This is a genomic window from uncultured Paraglaciecola sp. (assembly GCF_913058035.1).
In the GTDB taxonomy this organism is placed as follows: domain Bacteria; phylum Pseudomonadota; class Gammaproteobacteria; order Enterobacterales; family Alteromonadaceae; genus Paraglaciecola.
This window is the reverse complement of sequence record NZ_CAJXPA010000026.1, coordinates 1-15643: the sequence shown is the minus strand read 5'-3', so window position 1 is coordinate 15643 and position 15643 is coordinate 1. Positions and strand designations below refer to the sequence as shown.

General features: G+C 39.4%; 12 protein-coding genes. 2 read left to right on the top strand and 10 right to left on the bottom strand.

Annotated features, from left to right (window positions below; all coding sequences use genetic code 11):
- Positions 1-129 precede the first annotated feature (129 nt).
- The 10 genes from fliJ to QZ562_RS05325 all read right to left on the bottom strand — a co-directional run bounded on the left by fliJ (position 130) and on the right by QZ562_RS05325 (position 11376).
- Positions 130-564 carry a flagellar export protein FliJ gene (fliJ, locus tag QZ562_RS05370; RefSeq protein WP_293757728.1) on the bottom strand — a complete coding sequence of 145 codons (435 nt, stop codon included), beginning with the start codon at positions 562-564 and terminating at the stop codon, positions 130-132.
- A 55-nt stretch (positions 565-619) separates the two neighbouring features.
- Positions 620-1954, bottom strand: coding sequence for a flagellar protein export ATPase FliI (gene fliI, locus QZ562_RS05365; protein WP_293757726.1), 1335 nt, complete (start codon positions 1952-1954; stop codon positions 620-622).
- A 3-nt stretch (positions 1955-1957) separates the two neighbouring features.
- The gene (fliH, locus tag QZ562_RS05360) at positions 1958-2788 is read right to left on the bottom strand and encodes a flagellar assembly protein FliH (protein WP_293757724.1); all 831 of its coding nucleotides are present in this window, start codon (positions 2786-2788) and stop codon (positions 1958-1960) included.
- A 33-nt stretch (positions 2789-2821) separates the two neighbouring features.
- Entirely contained in the window at positions 2822-3859 is a 1038-nt protein-coding gene (fliG, locus tag QZ562_RS05355; protein WP_293757774.1) for a flagellar motor switch protein FliG, read from the bottom strand.
- Between the two features lie 34 nt (positions 3860-3893).
- Positions 3894-5594 carry a flagellar basal-body MS-ring/collar protein FliF gene (fliF, locus tag QZ562_RS05350; RefSeq protein WP_293757722.1) on the bottom strand — a complete coding sequence of 567 codons (1701 nt, stop codon included), beginning with the start codon at positions 5592-5594 and terminating at the stop codon, positions 3894-3896.
- A gap of 10 nt (positions 5595-5604) precedes the next feature.
- A complete protein-coding gene (gene fliE, locus QZ562_RS05345) occupies positions 5605-5931 on the bottom strand; it encodes a flagellar hook-basal body complex protein FliE (RefSeq protein WP_293757720.1) in 327 nt (108 codons plus the stop codon).
- A gap of 304 nt (positions 5932-6235) precedes the next feature.
- Positions 6236-7588 (bottom strand): sigma-54 dependent transcriptional regulator, encoded by a 1353-nt coding sequence (locus QZ562_RS05340; RefSeq protein WP_293757718.1) that lies wholly within the window; start codon positions 7586-7588, stop codon positions 6236-6238.
- A gap of 4 nt (positions 7589-7592) precedes the next feature.
- Entirely contained in the window at positions 7593-8786 is a 1194-nt protein-coding gene (locus QZ562_RS05335) for an ATP-binding protein (protein WP_293757716.1), read from the bottom strand.
- A 171-nt stretch (positions 8787-8957) separates the two neighbouring features.
- Positions 8958-10382, bottom strand: coding sequence for a sigma-54 dependent transcriptional regulator (locus QZ562_RS05330; protein WP_293757714.1), 1425 nt, complete (start codon positions 10380-10382; stop codon positions 8958-8960).
- Between the two features lie 190 nt (positions 10383-10572).
- Complete coding sequence (locus QZ562_RS05325) at positions 10573-11376, bottom strand: flagellin (protein WP_293757712.1); 804 nt, start codon at positions 11374-11376, stop codon at positions 10573-10575.
- A gap of 248 nt (positions 11377-11624) precedes the next feature.
- On the opposite strand from QZ562_RS05325, the gene QZ562_RS05320 reads away from it, so the two are divergent.
- Together QZ562_RS05320 and QZ562_RS05315 are read left to right on the top strand one after the other, a co-directional pair.
- Positions 11625-15083, top strand: a complete 3459-nt coding sequence (locus QZ562_RS05320; RefSeq protein ID WP_293757710.1) for a 6-hydroxymethylpterin diphosphokinase MptE-like protein — start codon at positions 11625-11627, stop codon at positions 15081-15083.
- 55 nt (positions 15084-15138) lie between these two features.
- Positions 15139-15643: hypothetical protein (locus QZ562_RS05315; protein ID WP_293757708.1), on the top strand; the 505-nt coding region annotated here is incomplete at its 3' end.

The window sequence follows — 15643 nt, the reverse complement described above, 5'->3', positions numbered from 1 at the left end:
GCTATTTTCTATTACATGCAATTTTCAATTAGCTAAATTTTAAATTAAGTACACTTCAGATTTTACAGTTATTTGTTTATGTATGCATGACAACAGCAAAGACCATTCCAACTTATATACTTGCCGTTATCACTTGCGCATAAATTTTTGTAATGATAATTCGTCCAGCATTATTTGTTCCAGTTTATCTTCTCGTTTTAATTTTGCTTTGTGTTGTTTGTCCAACAACATTTCTACCGCTTTACGTTTGCGCTGTTGTGCTAACCATTGCATATGTCTCTGGTCTGCAACCCTTATCGCTTGACTTAAAGTGTTAACTTGCATTTCACAGGCCTTATCTAGCTTGCCAATAAATTGTTGATGTTGACCGAAGGTAACACTCCCAACTCCTTCCTTTGCTCGCTGTTGGGCCTGTCGTAAATAATCTAGGCGGTAATTTTCTAGTCCAGAAAGTTTTTGTTTATGATCTTGGGCAAACTGCTGCGCTAATTGAAAAACCTGCACTAATTTCTGTTCTTTACGCCGCTCCCAGTCTGCGACCACTTGAAGTTGAGATTGAGCCATCAGTTAAGTTCCTATAAATACGATAATTAGTCGTATTATTGTTGGTTACATTAATTTATCCCTTACCTAACCCACCACTTAATGTGGCCATATCAGCGGTGCTATGCTCAAAGTCTATAATCTGTGTCATGCCTTGTTGCAAAAATGCGTTGATAGCAGGCTCAGCATTTATCGCCAAGTCAATCCTTGGGTCGGTGCCTTTGGTGTAAGCCCCAATACTAATCAAGTCACGGTTTCGCTGGTAATTCGAATACACTTGACGGATACGCCGCGCCCCTTGAACATGCTCTTCCGGCACCACCATGGGCATAACACGGCTTATAGAAGCCTCGATATCAATTGCAGGATAATGACCTGAATCAGCTAAATCTCTAGAAAGTACAATATGTCCGTCTAAAATAGCTCTTGCCGCATCAGCGATTGGGTCTTGTAAATCATCACCTTCTGTCAATACTGTATAAAAAGCAGTAATAGAACCTTGTTCTTCACTGCCATTGCCCGCTCGCTCAACCAGTGCAGGTAATCTAGCAAATACTGAGGGTGGGTAACCCTTAGTAGCGGGAGGTTCACCTACAGCAAGGGCAATTTCTCGCTGTGCCATAGCGTAACGTGTCAAAGAATCGATAAGTAATAATACGTTTAATCCTTTATCTCGGAAGTATTCAGCAATAGTTACTGCTGTTTCACAGCCTTTAAGTCGCATAAGTGGAGAGGTATCTGCTGGCGCTGCTACTACAACAGACTTTTTACGTTCTTCTTCGCCTAGGATATCTTGAATAAATTCTTTTACTTCCCTGCCACGTTCACCTACTAATCCAACAACAACAATATCCGCAGCGGTTCCTCTGGTCATCATTCCCATCAATACACTTTTACCCACACCACTACCCGCAAAAAGTCCCATACGCTGACCTAACCCCACAGTCACGATTGAGTTGATCGCTCTGACCCCTACATCTAATGGCTGAGTGATAGGTTTACGTAAAAGAGGATTCATCGGGGGGCGGGAAAGAGGCACACGTTTTTCTGCCTTAATAGGACCTAAGCCATCCAAGGGCTGACCATTACCATCGACTACTCTGCCGAGTAATTCCATACCAACGGCCAAACCTTGTTCACGGTTGAGCGGTTGCACACGTGAGCCAGGCACTATTCCTTTGACTGCTTCAGTGGGCATTAAATACGTTATATTTTCTGCAAAACCGACCACCTCGGCTTCAATTTCACCTTCCATCGTTTGGATCAGACACTGACTACCAACAGGCATTTGGCAACCTACAGCCTCAAGCGTCAGCCCAATACCACGAACTAGCTTGCCACAAGCAACAATAGGCACTTGTGGCACTTGGTCTTTGAGACGTTTTATCCGGTCTAACAGGTTACTGGTCATAATCTACTGATCGCTTTCACTAATATGACTCAGACCTTGTTCTAATAAGAATTTATCAATCACGTCTTTAACTCGACGTTCTACAGTAATGTCTACGGCATTCGATTGAGTAATAATTTCACACCCGCCCGCTGACAAATCAGGTGATTCAATCAAATCCCAACGATGTTTAATAATTTCTTCTGGACTAAAATGATTATTAACCAGCTTGATATCTTCTGGGTTTAAATGAATTTGATAATGTTTCTCTTGAATAGGTAATGCTTTTAAGCCTTCACTAATTGCCTGAAAAATAAGATCCGTATTGGTTTTGACCTCACTACGTATAACGCTTTTAGCAAGACTCACAGCTAATAAAACTAATTCTTTTTCTAAGGCTTCTTCTACTCTAGCGACAGGATTTTGAATACTTTCAATTAACGTGACCCAATTAGTTATGTGTTGTTGAACTTGTTCTTCGCCAGAGGCTAGTCCCTGTGATGTGCCCTCTTCTATTCCTTTTGCCAAACCTTCTTCATGGCCCTTGGTCAACCCTTCATCGTAACCCTCGGTATGGCCTTCTTGTTGTCCTTGGTTATATCCTTCGGCATGAGCCGCATCTCTAATTGACTCAATCTCTTCTGCTGTGGGTGGTGATATTTCTATTTCAACTTCTGGCGGCTCATATTTCCAATTTGACTTACGATTAAAAGCATTTGTGGTAAGTTCATCGGTAGTTTGATTGATGTCTTCTATGTAAGGTAAATCCCACGCTATAATCTCATCTTTTTGAACTTCTTTTTGACCATTTATTTGATCATTTATTTGTTTATCATCTCGCTCATCAATGCTCATGCTTTACATACCTCGGAGCCATTATCAGCTTGATCACAAGAATTCATCACCACCACCACCACCTAACATGATTTCACCCGCATCAGCCAAACGTCTAGCTATTGAGAGAATTTCTTTCTGTGCAGTTTCTACTTCACTAACACGCACAGGGCCCATAGCTTCAAGATCATCAAGCAACATTTCAGCTGCTCGTTTAGACATATTTTTAGTGATTTTATCTTTGAGTTCGGTTTCTGCACCTTTGATTGCTTTGAGTAGGGCATCTTGTTGCACTTCACGCAAAATAGTTTGGATTGCTCTATCATCAACATCGACTAAATTATCAAACACAAACATCAGGTCTTGAATTTGTTGACTCATTTCTTCGTCCTGTTCGCGAATAGCATCCATTAACTGACCTTCGATATTTGTGTCAAGGTAATTCATGATATCTGCAGCAGACTTCAAACCACCCATCTTAGCGGCTTGCGTACCCGCTTGACCGGCAAATTGTTTCTCCATAATTTCGTTCAATTCTTGTAATGCAGCAGGTTGCACTTCCTCCAAATTAGCGACTCTCATCATTAGATCCAAACGTACTTTTTCTGGGAATTGACTAAGAATTTCTGCCGACTGGTCTGCATCTAAGTATGACATAACGATAGTTTGTATTTGTGGGTGCTCATTACGGATAATGCTTGCTACTTGTTTTGAATCCATCCACTTCAGAGAGTCTAAACCTTTGGCACCGGTACCCATTAAAATCTGGTCAATTAAATTAGCCGCTTTATCTTCACCTAGTGCAGAGGTAAGTGCACGTTTCACAAAGTCTGTGCTTTGAAAACCAATAGTGCTGTAATTTTGAATTTCTTCAATAAAATGTTTATGCACTGCAGTAATTTTTAACTGGGTCATATCATCAATTTTTGCCATGGCGGAGCCCAGTCTTTGCACCTCCTTAGGCTCTAAATGTTTAAGTATTTGCGCCGCATCATCTTCAGTTAAACTAAGTAGCAATATGGCGGCCTTATCAACACCCTCTAACTTACTTACGTCATAACCAGACGTTTTACTTTGTTCTTCAGCCACGATCTAACCCTCAAAATAACAGATGTTAAGTGTAAGCTTAATCATCAAGCATCATCCAGTTTTTTACAACTTGTGAAGACAACTCTGGCTCATTTGCTACTAGCGCCCGAACTGCTTTTAATATATCTTCATCTTTATGCAGATCTGGCAACATAAAAGTACCGTCTGCTGCAAATCCGACCTGAGATTCGTCGAACTCATCTCCCAACAGACTAATCGTCTCATCTCCCAAATCTAGCCCTTGATCCGCACCAACTTCATCTGATTTTAAACCATCAGGATTAATTAGTTTACGTACCATAGGCCGCACGACCACCAAAATAAGCAAAGCGATAATAAAAATACCGCCACCAAGTTTAATCAAAGGTAAAAATCTAGGGTCTTCCCAGAATGGAACATCAATAACTGTATATTCATCCTCACGATTAAATGGGATGCTTACCACTTCTAAAGAATCGCCACGGGTCACGTCAAATCCAATACCACCTTGCAATAGGCGGCGAATATCCAATAATTCAGCCTGCGCTCTAGGTGCAATTGACTCTGTACCATCTGCAGCAGTGGTGGTCACATAATCCAATGCAACGGAAACACTTAAACGGCGGATCATACCCACTTGTTGTTTAGTATAACTTACAGTGGTGTCTAGCTCGTAATTGCGAGTCTCCTCTTTATGACTTCGTCCGGGGCTTTGCTGGGTTGAACTACCATTGGCACGTTCGGGAATATTAGCGTCTGCAGGGGGTTGATTGGTAAGTGCTCCAGGTATGCCCGCAATAAAACCGCCCACACTATTTTCTTCTGTCGTCATTTCGCTGCGAATGGCAGGTAGGTCTGGGTTATAGCTTCGCTGTGTTTGCTCTACTGAGGTAAAATCCATACTCACATCAGCTTGTGCTGTATAGTTGCCTAGACCTAATACAGGAATAAGAATTGAATCGATTTTCTCAATGTAGGCACTTTCACGTTTTTTCTCTAAATCGTATTCTTTGCGAGAACGGGCAGACTCAGCCCCTTGCGAGCCCGAATTTAACAATCGACCATTGCTGTTAGTCACTGTCACTCGGTCAGGCTCCAGACCCTGCACTGCTGAGGCGACAATATCAACGATAGAATTAACTTCACCGCTTGAAATCATCGACCCACGCCGGGTGGTTACAACAACTGTTGCACTGGCTTTTTTCTCTCGACGAGCAAATACATTTTCTTTAGGCAATGCTAACAACACTTTTGCTCGTGAAACAGCCGTCATTTCTTCAATAGTTCTGGCGATTTGTTGTTCCCTAGCATGTTTCAAACGAACTTTTTCGACTCGCTGACTTACACCAAACCCCATATCTTGCATGATGATATCTACACCCGCCGTATTACCTTGGGTGATGCCTTGACGTGTCATGCCTAATTTGATTACTTGATATTGCTCACTACTAACGTAGACAGTATTACCCTCTAAACGATAATCAATTTGTGCTCCGTCGAGGTAGTCAAGAGTTTCAATTAATTCTTGTGTTTCCATCCTAGCCAAGGGTCGATAATCTGGCTCATTGGCCCAAATCAATATAAACACTGCAATCGCCACACATATTACTAAGGCGATGATTAAAGTAATTTGGCGCACAATATCGGTACTACCAATTGAGTCCATAAAACCAGATTTTTGTTCTGCACCTGCGTCATCTGAGTACATATCCGTACTCATATCACTCATTGCCAGTTCTGTACCTGCTGCTTCAGCCACTAGTTAGCTCCTAAACTGGCATATTCATAATTTGTTTGTAGGCGTCAAGCACTTTGTTTCGTACTTGAATAGTTGCTTCGAATGCAATGCCTGACTTCTCTTTTGCTATCATTACATCAGCTAAACTTAAACTTTTGTCGCCCATTTCAAATGCCATAGTCTGCCTTTTCGACTCCAACTGCATATCATTAACATTGCCAATGGCATTACTAAGTAAATCAGCAAAATTTTCTGAAGTAGGATTACCCTGAATAGCATTGGGCTGACCTAATCCCAGTTGCGTCTCCGAAGCCATGCCCTGCATTTCTTTATAAAGTGACTGTGCTTTGATATCCATAAGATGCTCCGCTTGCAAAAGACGTAATTTGTAATTTGAGTTAACTGCCTACATCTTTTGCAAGGTAAGTGCCAAAAAGTAAGTAAAGGTAACAACAGAAAATAGTCAATAAATTCAGCATGTTAAATTCATAATTAACACATATTATGGTGTCATATTCTTGACAATCGATACAACAACAATATAGCTCAATATATTCTTCATACTTTGCAAAATCATTTAAATCAGTTAAAAACCAAAAACCACCATTAAAGGTGGTTTTGGTTTTTAAAAAGATAATAGCTGAAACGTTATAAACGGATTACTAGGCAGGTAATTCAATACCTACTTCACGCATTTTAGCAAGTTTATAGCGTAAAGTTCTCGGACTAATGCCCAATCTCTCGGCCACATCCTTACGTCTGCCTTTACAACTTTGCAAAGTATCAAGAATAATTTGATGTTCTTGCTGACGTAATTCTGAACCCAATTTGCTATTCTCGTCTTCAACTTTCTCAGCACCAATCCGTGGGATATGAGTCAACGTCGATATATCTTGTTCAATCATTAAATCTTCAGCATCAATTTGATTGCCGTCAGATAAAATCAGTGCCCGCTGGATCACGTTTTCTAGTTCTCGTACATTACCTGGCCAGTTGTGTTGTAACAATTTGCTGCGACCAGACGCAGTTAACTTAGATATTTCGCAACCTTGTTTTTGGCAATGACGTTCGATTAAGTGTGTGGCTAAAGGAATAATATCACCACCTCTTTTATCGAGGGGTAACCAAGTTAAAGGGAATACGTTTAAGCGATAGTATAAATCTTCCCTAAATTCACCCGCGTTGACAGTCTGTTTTAGATTACGGTTGCTAGTCGCAATAATTCTCACATCCAAAGAGATAGTTTTTCGTCCACCTAGTCTTTCAACTTCTTTTTCTTGCAACACACGTAATAATTTGACTTGTAAATTTAAATCCATCTCACTGATTTCATCGAGAAGAATAGTACCACCTTGCGCCTGTTCAAATTTACCCGGACATGCTTGTATTGCTCCGGTAAAAGCACCTTTTTCATAACCAAACAATGTTGCTTCCAACATGTTTTCTGGAATAGCCGCGCAGTTAATAGCCACAAATACTTGTTTACTTCGACTGGACTGATCATGAATATAGCGTGCTAGTACTTCCTTACCAGAACCGCTAGGGCCTAAGACCATAACAGTTGCTTCTGACCTAGCCACTTTTTTTGCTAAACTTAGTAGCTGTAAACTGCTTGGATCATCTGCCACTGGGGTGCGTGATTCTACTTTTTTTGCAGGAGCATAACGGCCAACTAAATTAAGTAGTACTTCGGGGGCAAAAGGCTTTGACAAATAATCGGTAGCACCATCGCGCATAGCCTGCACAGCGTCATCAATTGTGGCGTAAGCTGTCATTAAAAGTATTGCTAAATTAGGATATTTATTTTTTATATTTTTGAGTAATGATAAACCACTCATACCACCCATTTGAATATCACTGACCACTAAATCGACTGATTGTTCAGACAACTTAACCATAGCTTGTTCACCACTGTTGGCCTCAATTACTTGGTAACCAGCAAGAAGTAACGTATCAACTAGAGCTTCTCTTAGGCCTGCATCGTCCTCTACTATCAATACTTTAGCTTGACTCATATTTTTAACTTCCCGCTGTATCAACAAAACATTGTTGATACTGTGTTGTGTGTGTTGAAGCGATGACTTGATGCGATTTGTCAGCATAAAAAGTAGGTAAACATAAAGTAAAACAAGCACCACCACCAGCCAAATTGGTTGCATGAGCCTTACCTTGATGTGACTGAGCGACACACTTGACTACTGCGAGGCCTAAGCCAGTGCCGTTGCTTTTTGTCGTAAAAAACGGTTCAAATATTCTGTTTATATTTTCTATTTGAATACCAGGACCGTTGTCTGTGACAGATAAGTTAACCCATTCAGGGTCATTACTTTTGCAAAAAGCAGCTAAATTAATCACCGCATTGTGTGGTTTTACAGTTAGGGCGTTATGAATAAGGTTTTGTAAGGCCCCAGTTAACGCTGTTTTATTACCTAGAATGACCACATCAGGCTCAGGTAAGGAAAGTACTAAAATAGCTTTTTGACTTTGCAACATAGCGTCAGCTCCTTGCTGCACCTCTTTCATTAAGGTATGCAGCGAGATTTCGCTTATTACTTGCTCATCACCACTTTTTGCAAACAACAACATATCGTTAACTTGGCTTTCTAGGTCTCGCAATCTTGAAACAAGTTTGTTGCTAAACTTTTCACGTGATGTTTTATTTAAGGTGTTGTTAGACAGATTAGCTGCGTACAGCATAGCGGCTGATAAAGGGGTACGAATTTGATGCGCCAAAGAAGCGACCATTTTCCCCAAAGAGGATAACTTTTGCAAATGGCCGATACGTTGCTGCAATTGTCGGGTTTCTGTCAAATCAGTAAGAACAATAAGCTGCCCAGGCTCTTTTTCTAAGGGAGTTATCGAAAGTTTGACTTTTCGTCCATCATATAACGACACTTCATGGCCATCATCTGCTTGGGGCTTGAATGAGCGAGCTATGATGGTTCGCCAAAGTTGCCCCTCTAAAGGCTCACCCAACAAGGCTTTAGCAAGGTTATTTGACTGCTTGACTATACCTTTACCGTCGATCACCACCACACCTGCTGGCATAACTTGAAGCAAATGCTCTAAGCGATTCGCTTGCAAACGCAATGCATCTAATTCATGAGTATTAGGTGCATGCGACGCTTTTTTTAATGCATCGTGCCTGACAACTTCGCCAAGAACAGAAAAGTTATCACCGGGTGTTTCAATTAAGGTGTTTCTGGAACCCATACATTCCTCACGTCAATACTTAGACAGAATAATTACTGGTAAAGTAAAGCACAAGCCATGCCAAAAAAAATATTGTTTATAATCAGGTTCTTAAGACATATTGTTAAGAATATCTAACGTCAATGTAATGACGCGATAAAGTTTTAAGGAGATGATAAAAGGGAACTGGGACTAACCTTTACTAATATTATACTTTCGCATTTTTTCGACTAAGGTGGTGCGGCGCATACCAAGAGCCTCAGCAGCTCTGGCAACCACCCAATCTTGTTGCTCAAGAGCTTGGGTAATCAAACTAACCTCTAAATCTGAAATATATTCTTTAAGGTTTAGCCCTTGTTTAGGCAACTCAGTCGATGACGTATTGTCAACCTCCTCCGAGTTATCTTCACTAATGTCGCCAAATAAAGAGTTAATTGCTTCACGTTCTAATAATTCTTCAGGGTAATCAGGTTCGTAATCTTCTACATCTAGGTGTTTGTATTTACTGGGCAAATCACTCAAATCAATCAGTTGATTAGGGTATAAAATCATCAAACGTTCGACCAAATTTGATAATTCGCGAACGTTACCCTTCCACTTGTGCTCCATCAAAGACGTCATCGCGTTTGCTGTAAACTTTATTTGTGAGTTATCAAACTCCAATCTTGAAACTAACTCTTGTAATAAAAGAGGAATATCTTCTTTTCGTTCGCGCAAAGCAGGACTGTCTATTGGGAATACGTTTAAACGGTAGTATAAGTCTTCCCTAAACTGACCATCCTCAATCATGATTTCCAAATTTCGGTGAGTTGCAGCAATAACACGAACGTCGCATTTGATGGGCTTGCTACCGCCTACTCTTTCATATGTACGTTCTTGTAATACACGTAGTAGCTTGACTTGCATTTGAAGTGGCATATCACCAATTTCATCAAGAAACAGCGTACCGCCTTCTGCTAATTCAAAACGCCCTTTACGTGTACCAATAGCACCGGTAAACGCACCTTTTTCATGGCCAAAAAGTTCACTTTCGAGTAACTCACCAGGGATAGCACCGCAGTTAACCGGGATAAAAATACTATCAGTGCGATTTGACAAAAAATGTACGTTACGCGCAATGACCTCTTTACCTGTTCCTGACTCACCAAGTATCAAGACATTTGCCTCTGAAGGTGCAACTTGTTCAATCAGATGCCTAACAACTTGTATTTGTTTACTTTTTCCTACCAAACTTCTAAACAACCGTGTTTTATTTTGCACCGTAGTTTTGGTCTTAGGTTGAATGCGTTTGTACTCTTGGCAACGGTGTAACATTTGAGTCAGTACTGGGTAAGTGATAGGTTCGCTTATAGATCCAACAATATTTGTTTGTAGTTTGTATGTTTCATAATTACCAACCAGTACAAAAGGTTGATGAGGAAATTTTTCACTGATATCGCAAGCTAATTCATGAGAATCTGCATCAATTAAAACAGATTTGATATCACTATTATCTCTAAGGGCTTCTATTGCTGAAGTGAACAAAACACAACTGCAAGGCTCACCAAGAAATGTCAGAATTGTACTAAGATTATTTGCCCGCGTTATATCAGAACTAATAATCAAAATATTACTCATCTACTGCCAGCCTTTTGTTGTTTTTATAATTTATTGGGACGTGAGGATTTTAAACATTCGAGGCGGGATAGCAATAAAATTTAAGGCATTTTTAACGACTATATTTTTTTGTCATTGCATTAATGCTAGAAGTTTCAGACAAAAAAAGGAGCCACTTAGCAGCTCAATATTAATCCAACGTTATCTAACTTCAAGCATTTAGCAAAGACAACATCTGACCTTGTTGTTGATTTGCCATGCCTTGCACCGCAAGACTCGCTTGACTCAAAATACCTGCTGAGACATTTTCAGACGCAGCCTGAGCGAAGTCAGTATCTTGAATACGGCTTCTAGCCGCAGAAACATTGACATCAGCTTGAGTTAAATTTCGTGCTGCACTTTCAAATTGATTTTGGGTAGCACCTAAATCAGATCTGGCGGTACCGACAAATTCGTTCGCAGTATCCGCTATCGCTAACGCATCTTCTGCACCTTTTGCTGTGCTTAAATCCACATTCAGAATATCACTCAAGCCGGCCGCTGCATCTTTTGTCGCCACCGCAATTTTCTGTCCGGCGTTAGCGCCCACTTGAAAATCAATAGTGCTATTATTCGATAACAAGGATTTACCAGCAAATTCGGTTTGCTCGATAGTTTGCGAAATATTTTCTTGCAACTGGGAGACTTCAGCTTGAATCGCCCGGCGATCAGCACCGTTTAACAAACCGTTACCCGATTGCACGGACAACTCACGGATACGATTCACGTCTTCATTAATACCCGCCAAACCACCTTCAGCAACCTGCGTCAAAGACACGCCATCGTATGCATTAGATATTGACTGGCGATTACCCTCAACTTGAGTGGTCAAACGATCAATAATCTGCTGAGCCGCCGCGCCATCAGCTGCGCTATTAATACGTTTACCTGACGATAACTTCTCGAGTATAGACTCTTGCTTGTTTTGAACTTGTTGTAATAACGATGTATTTGATTCAGTGTTAAAACCAATCATAAACTTATCCTCATTCATTTGGTTTTTAGAATAGCAGAGTGTCCACGGGTGTGTAAAATACAAGCAATTTTATAAAGGTATAACAAATGATCACTACGTATAAATAGAAACATAATAAACCGACATCAATAATCAAACCGACTCCACTTCTCATAATAAATTCAACGACTTATTCTTTTTTTAGTGCTGCCGATATAATAAGATAGTTACATTGTGAAGTGCCTGTAGATAATGAGTTAATATTAAGTATGCTGAAGAACATCCGTTTACATATTGAGAAAGATGAGCAACTACAAGCTAAGCTCGATGAAAAACTTGCTAAGCAAATAATAGAAACACATAGCAGCAATATCAATGCATTTCAGCGCAGTATTCCCTCTCTTTTACCCTATGTGCAAAATACTGACCTTGCCAATTATTCTATTTTCATCAATAAATACGGCGAAAACAATATTATTGACTACGGTATGGGCCGCACATTTTATGGCTTTCATCCTGAAGAAGAAGTGCTTGAACAGTTATCGCGAATAGAGCAACACTGCCCTGAAGTTGTTTTCCGAACACCATCCTCAAACTATGAAGAGGACTCAGGCACTGCACTTAGCATTGATCAGTTAGCCAGCGTAAAATTCAGAAACCAACAACCTCCCATGCCATATGAAATTGAATGTTTAGTTGTACTTGGGTGTGGACTTGGTATTCATTTAAGCCATTTATTAAAACGCCACAAAATCAAAAACCTACTTATTTACGAACCAGAATTACAGTACTTCCAATGTTCGGTCATGACCACCTCGTGGCAAGATATTTTCACCTTAGCAAAAGAGCACAATACCGCTATTTTCCTGCAACTGGAAAAGGATGGAAGAGACCTGATAAAAGACGCAAATGAGCTGGTTGAACATTGTGCTGTTTCCAGCTTTCATATTTACAAACACTATAATCATCAAGTGTTCGACTCGTTATACAAAGATTTAACCGAGCGGAGTTGGAATGAAATTGAAAATAGTGGTTTTAAGCTCAAGTCCAAGGAAAGTTACTTAGACTTCGTACCAAGTTGGACACCCAACATAGACTTAGCAAACTATTCGTTATTAGGGGCCTCTAACGATAGACTGGCTAACAATCTCGAGGCATTTAAACAATTTTTCCCTGACATATATAAAGTATACAAAGATTACACACCCAAAAAATGGCTGCCAATCGCCAACTCAGAAGGTGAAGTTAACCTAATTAAAATTGATAGTTTACATACATGGTATGCTGAATCTCCGAAGGCGGACTGTACTTTAAACTTTGAAAACTTCAACGAACAGCCCAACAAGGATGGCCTAGTACTGGGCTATAGAGGCACAAAACTCGCCCACTACATTCATTATAAATTTGTAAAAGAAACCGAAGAACTACTGAAACAGGCCGAGGAAGACGTAGGCGCCCTGCCCGACAAGGTTCCTTCTATTATTATGTTTGGTTTAGGTGTGGGTTATCAATTAGAAAAACTACTTGATGAACATACAGTCGAAAAACTCTTTATATGTGAGCCAAATCCAGACTTTTTCTATGCCTCGCTGTTTGCGATTGATTGGCAAGTAATATTTGAAACAGTCGAAAAATCAGAAACTCGCATTTACTTGAACATCGGTGACGACGGCACTAATTTATTCAGAGATTTATTGAGTCAATTCTACGCAATAGGCCCTTATATTCTCAACAGCACCTACTTTTATCAAAGTTACCATAACGCTTCTTTAAACAGCGCTATCAGCCAACTAAGAGAACAGTTGCAAGTGGTTATATCCATGGGCGAGTACTTTGACCATGCTTATTATGGTATTGCACATACCAAAGAAGGTATGAGGCGGAAGATCCCTCTTTTAGTAGCCAATCCAGCGAATAAACTCAATTACGACGATAAGGAAGTACCCATATTTATTGTTGGCAACGGCCCGTCTTTAGATAGCTCAATTGAAGCCATCAAAGAATGGCAAGGTCAAGCAATTGTGGTTAGCTGTGGAACCACACTACAAGCCTTACACAGGCACGGCATCACTCCAGATTTTCATGCAGAAATAGAACAAAACAGAAGCACCTATGACTGGGCGGTGTTAATTGGCGATTTAGATTACTTAAAAAACATCACTCTCATATCATGTAACGGCATCCACCCAGACACCTGCGATTTATACAAAGATGTATTGATAGCCTTTAAAGAGGGCGAATCTTCAACGGTATCAGCGCTAAATGTGTTAGATAGGGCAAACTTTACAACTTTGCTTAACTCCTTTCCCACCGTGAGTAACTTTGCCATAGACTTATTTAGCACTATTGGGTTCACCAATGTCTACCTAATTGGTGTCGATCTCGGTTTTGTTGATGTTAAACATCACCACTCGAAGTCGTCAGGTTATTACCAAGACGATGGAAAAGAAACATACGATTACACAGATAGCGCTAACACCTCTCTAATAGTACCCGGAAATTTTCGGCCTAAGGTTAATACTAAACATGAATTTAAAGTGTCTAGGCAAGTTATCGAACAAGTGACTAGTACAAAACCTAAAGGACAGGAATTCTATAATTGTAGCGATGGAGCGAAAATAAAAGGCTCCTTGCCTATAAGACCGGATGAGTTGTTAATTATCACTACGCCTTCTCAGAAAGCACTGGCCATGAAAAAACTCAACACTGTTATTTTTTCCAACCAAGGTTTGGGCCACTTTGTTAAAAGATTTGAAGATATGTTTTCTCATGACATTTTGATAAAAGAACTCGAAGCATTTGAAACCTTGTTAGAAAGAGAAATTACCTGCAGAGAAGACATCGAACACATCATCCACATACAAAAAGAAATGTTGTTTGACTCCTATAAAAAAGGTAAGTCACTTTTGTTTTATCACTATTATGGGACAGTAAATTACGCAAACGCAGTATTAATAAAAATTGCAGATCATCAATTAGTTTCTACTGTTATTAAAAAGTGGTCTGATACTTTAAACCAAACAAAACAGCTAAATAGACACTTTGATAACTCATCGTTTAATTCAATTGCCAGAGAAAGTCAGCTTTTACATTTAAAATATCAAGATGAGTCGCTAGTTGTCGTAACTGACTCACCAAAAGTCAAAAACGCAATAAAATATATGTTAAATACCAAGTACTCTTGGCTTAAAAATATAAACTTCTTAACATTGGAGCAAATTAAAAATGCTAAAGTTGAATTTGATTATTGCATTTACTTTACTTCAAATAAGTTATCTATACTTCCAATAGAAGGGCGCTTGGCAACCGTAGAGGTAACAGATTCATTCAAACAAGAAAGAGTAAATATTAGTCAATTAGTTGTTCATGAATTTGATGGAAATTGCGTTATGAATTCTATCTTGTATATTTCAAGCGTGGCCTTGGCTGCATGTCTAAACTCGTTCCATAGTCAGGCTATCTTACCCAAATACATAACCTCTAACGTTCACGAATTTGAAAGTCTTAAACTGGGCTTTGAAACTGATCAATTCAATGCCATTGAATATGACAAATATATCTGTCTGTATAAAAAAGACAATTACCAACAAATCTACGAAGTCTCCCAAGGAGGGTCAAGAGGCATAGAACTTACCAGTATTTTTGTATTAAATAATTTAATTGATCGTATTACTTGCAAGGAAGAGATACAAAAAATTCAAGATAAACATTTAAAATTAGTCACTTAGAAAAACATTTAATTAGATTATTCGCTGTCTTTTAAATCATTCTTAAGGAATAAAATTGATCATCATTGGTGATTCACATGTTCGCAGTTATACAAAAAGTAAGCGGTTGAGTGCTGCAATTTTTGTGGGCAGTGGCAAAGAGATCAACCTCATAAATAATGTTGGATTAATTAACTACATCTTACGTTTATATGCCCTTAAATATTCAGGCTTCTTATCAACAGAAAAAGGAGCAATAGTTATGATTGTAGGAGAACCTGATATACGATATGCAGCCTATGGAAGTTGGTATCCTCATTTACAGAGGCAAGATGAATTACAATCCCAGAAATTATTAGATAATTCAATCAACCGATGTGAGGTTTTATTAAACTTCACCAAAAGACTTAAACTTAATTTGCAATGCATCATTGGGGTTGGCACCCCCAATCAAAATCTTGATAGCTTAGCTGCATATTTCAACAAAAAACTTGAAGTCTTAGCAAAAAAACATCAGCTTTTATTTTTTGACTCACAAGCAATATTTTCTAAAGCAGAAAATAAAGCACGCTATATTGGTC

Bases quoted from the DNA above. Each gene is read 5' to 3' on its own strand.
- fliJ (WP_293757728.1), bottom strand. From the start codon at position 564: ATGGCTCAATCTCAACTTCAAGTGGTCGCAGACTGGGAGCGGCGTAAA.
- fliI (WP_293757726.1), bottom strand. From the start codon at position 1,954: ATGACCAGTAACCTGTTAGACCGGATAAAACGTCTCAAAGACCAAGTG.
- fliH (WP_293757724.1), bottom strand. From the start codon at position 2,788: ATGAGCATTGATGAGCGAGATGATAAACAAATAAATGATCAAATAAAT.
- fliE (WP_293757720.1), bottom strand. From the start codon at position 5,931: ATGGATATCAAAGCACAGTCACTTTATAAAGAAATGCAGGGCATGGCT.
- QZ562_RS05340 (WP_293757718.1), bottom strand. From the start codon at position 7,588: ATGAGTCAAGCTAAAGTATTGATAGTAGAGGACGATGCAGGCCTAAGA.
- QZ562_RS05335 (WP_293757716.1), bottom strand. From the start codon at position 8,786: ATGGGTTCCAGAAACACCTTAATTGAAACACCCGGTGATAACTTTTCT.
- QZ562_RS05330 (WP_293757714.1), bottom strand. From the start codon at position 10,382: ATGAGTAATATTTTGATTATTAGTTCTGATATAACGCGGGCAAATAAT.
- QZ562_RS05325 (WP_293757712.1), bottom strand. From the start codon at position 11,376: ATGATTGGTTTTAACACTGAATCAAATACATCGTTATTACAACAAGTT.
- QZ562_RS05320 (WP_293757710.1), top strand. From the start codon at position 11,625: ATGCTGAAGAACATCCGTTTACATATTGAGAAAGATGAGCAACTACAA.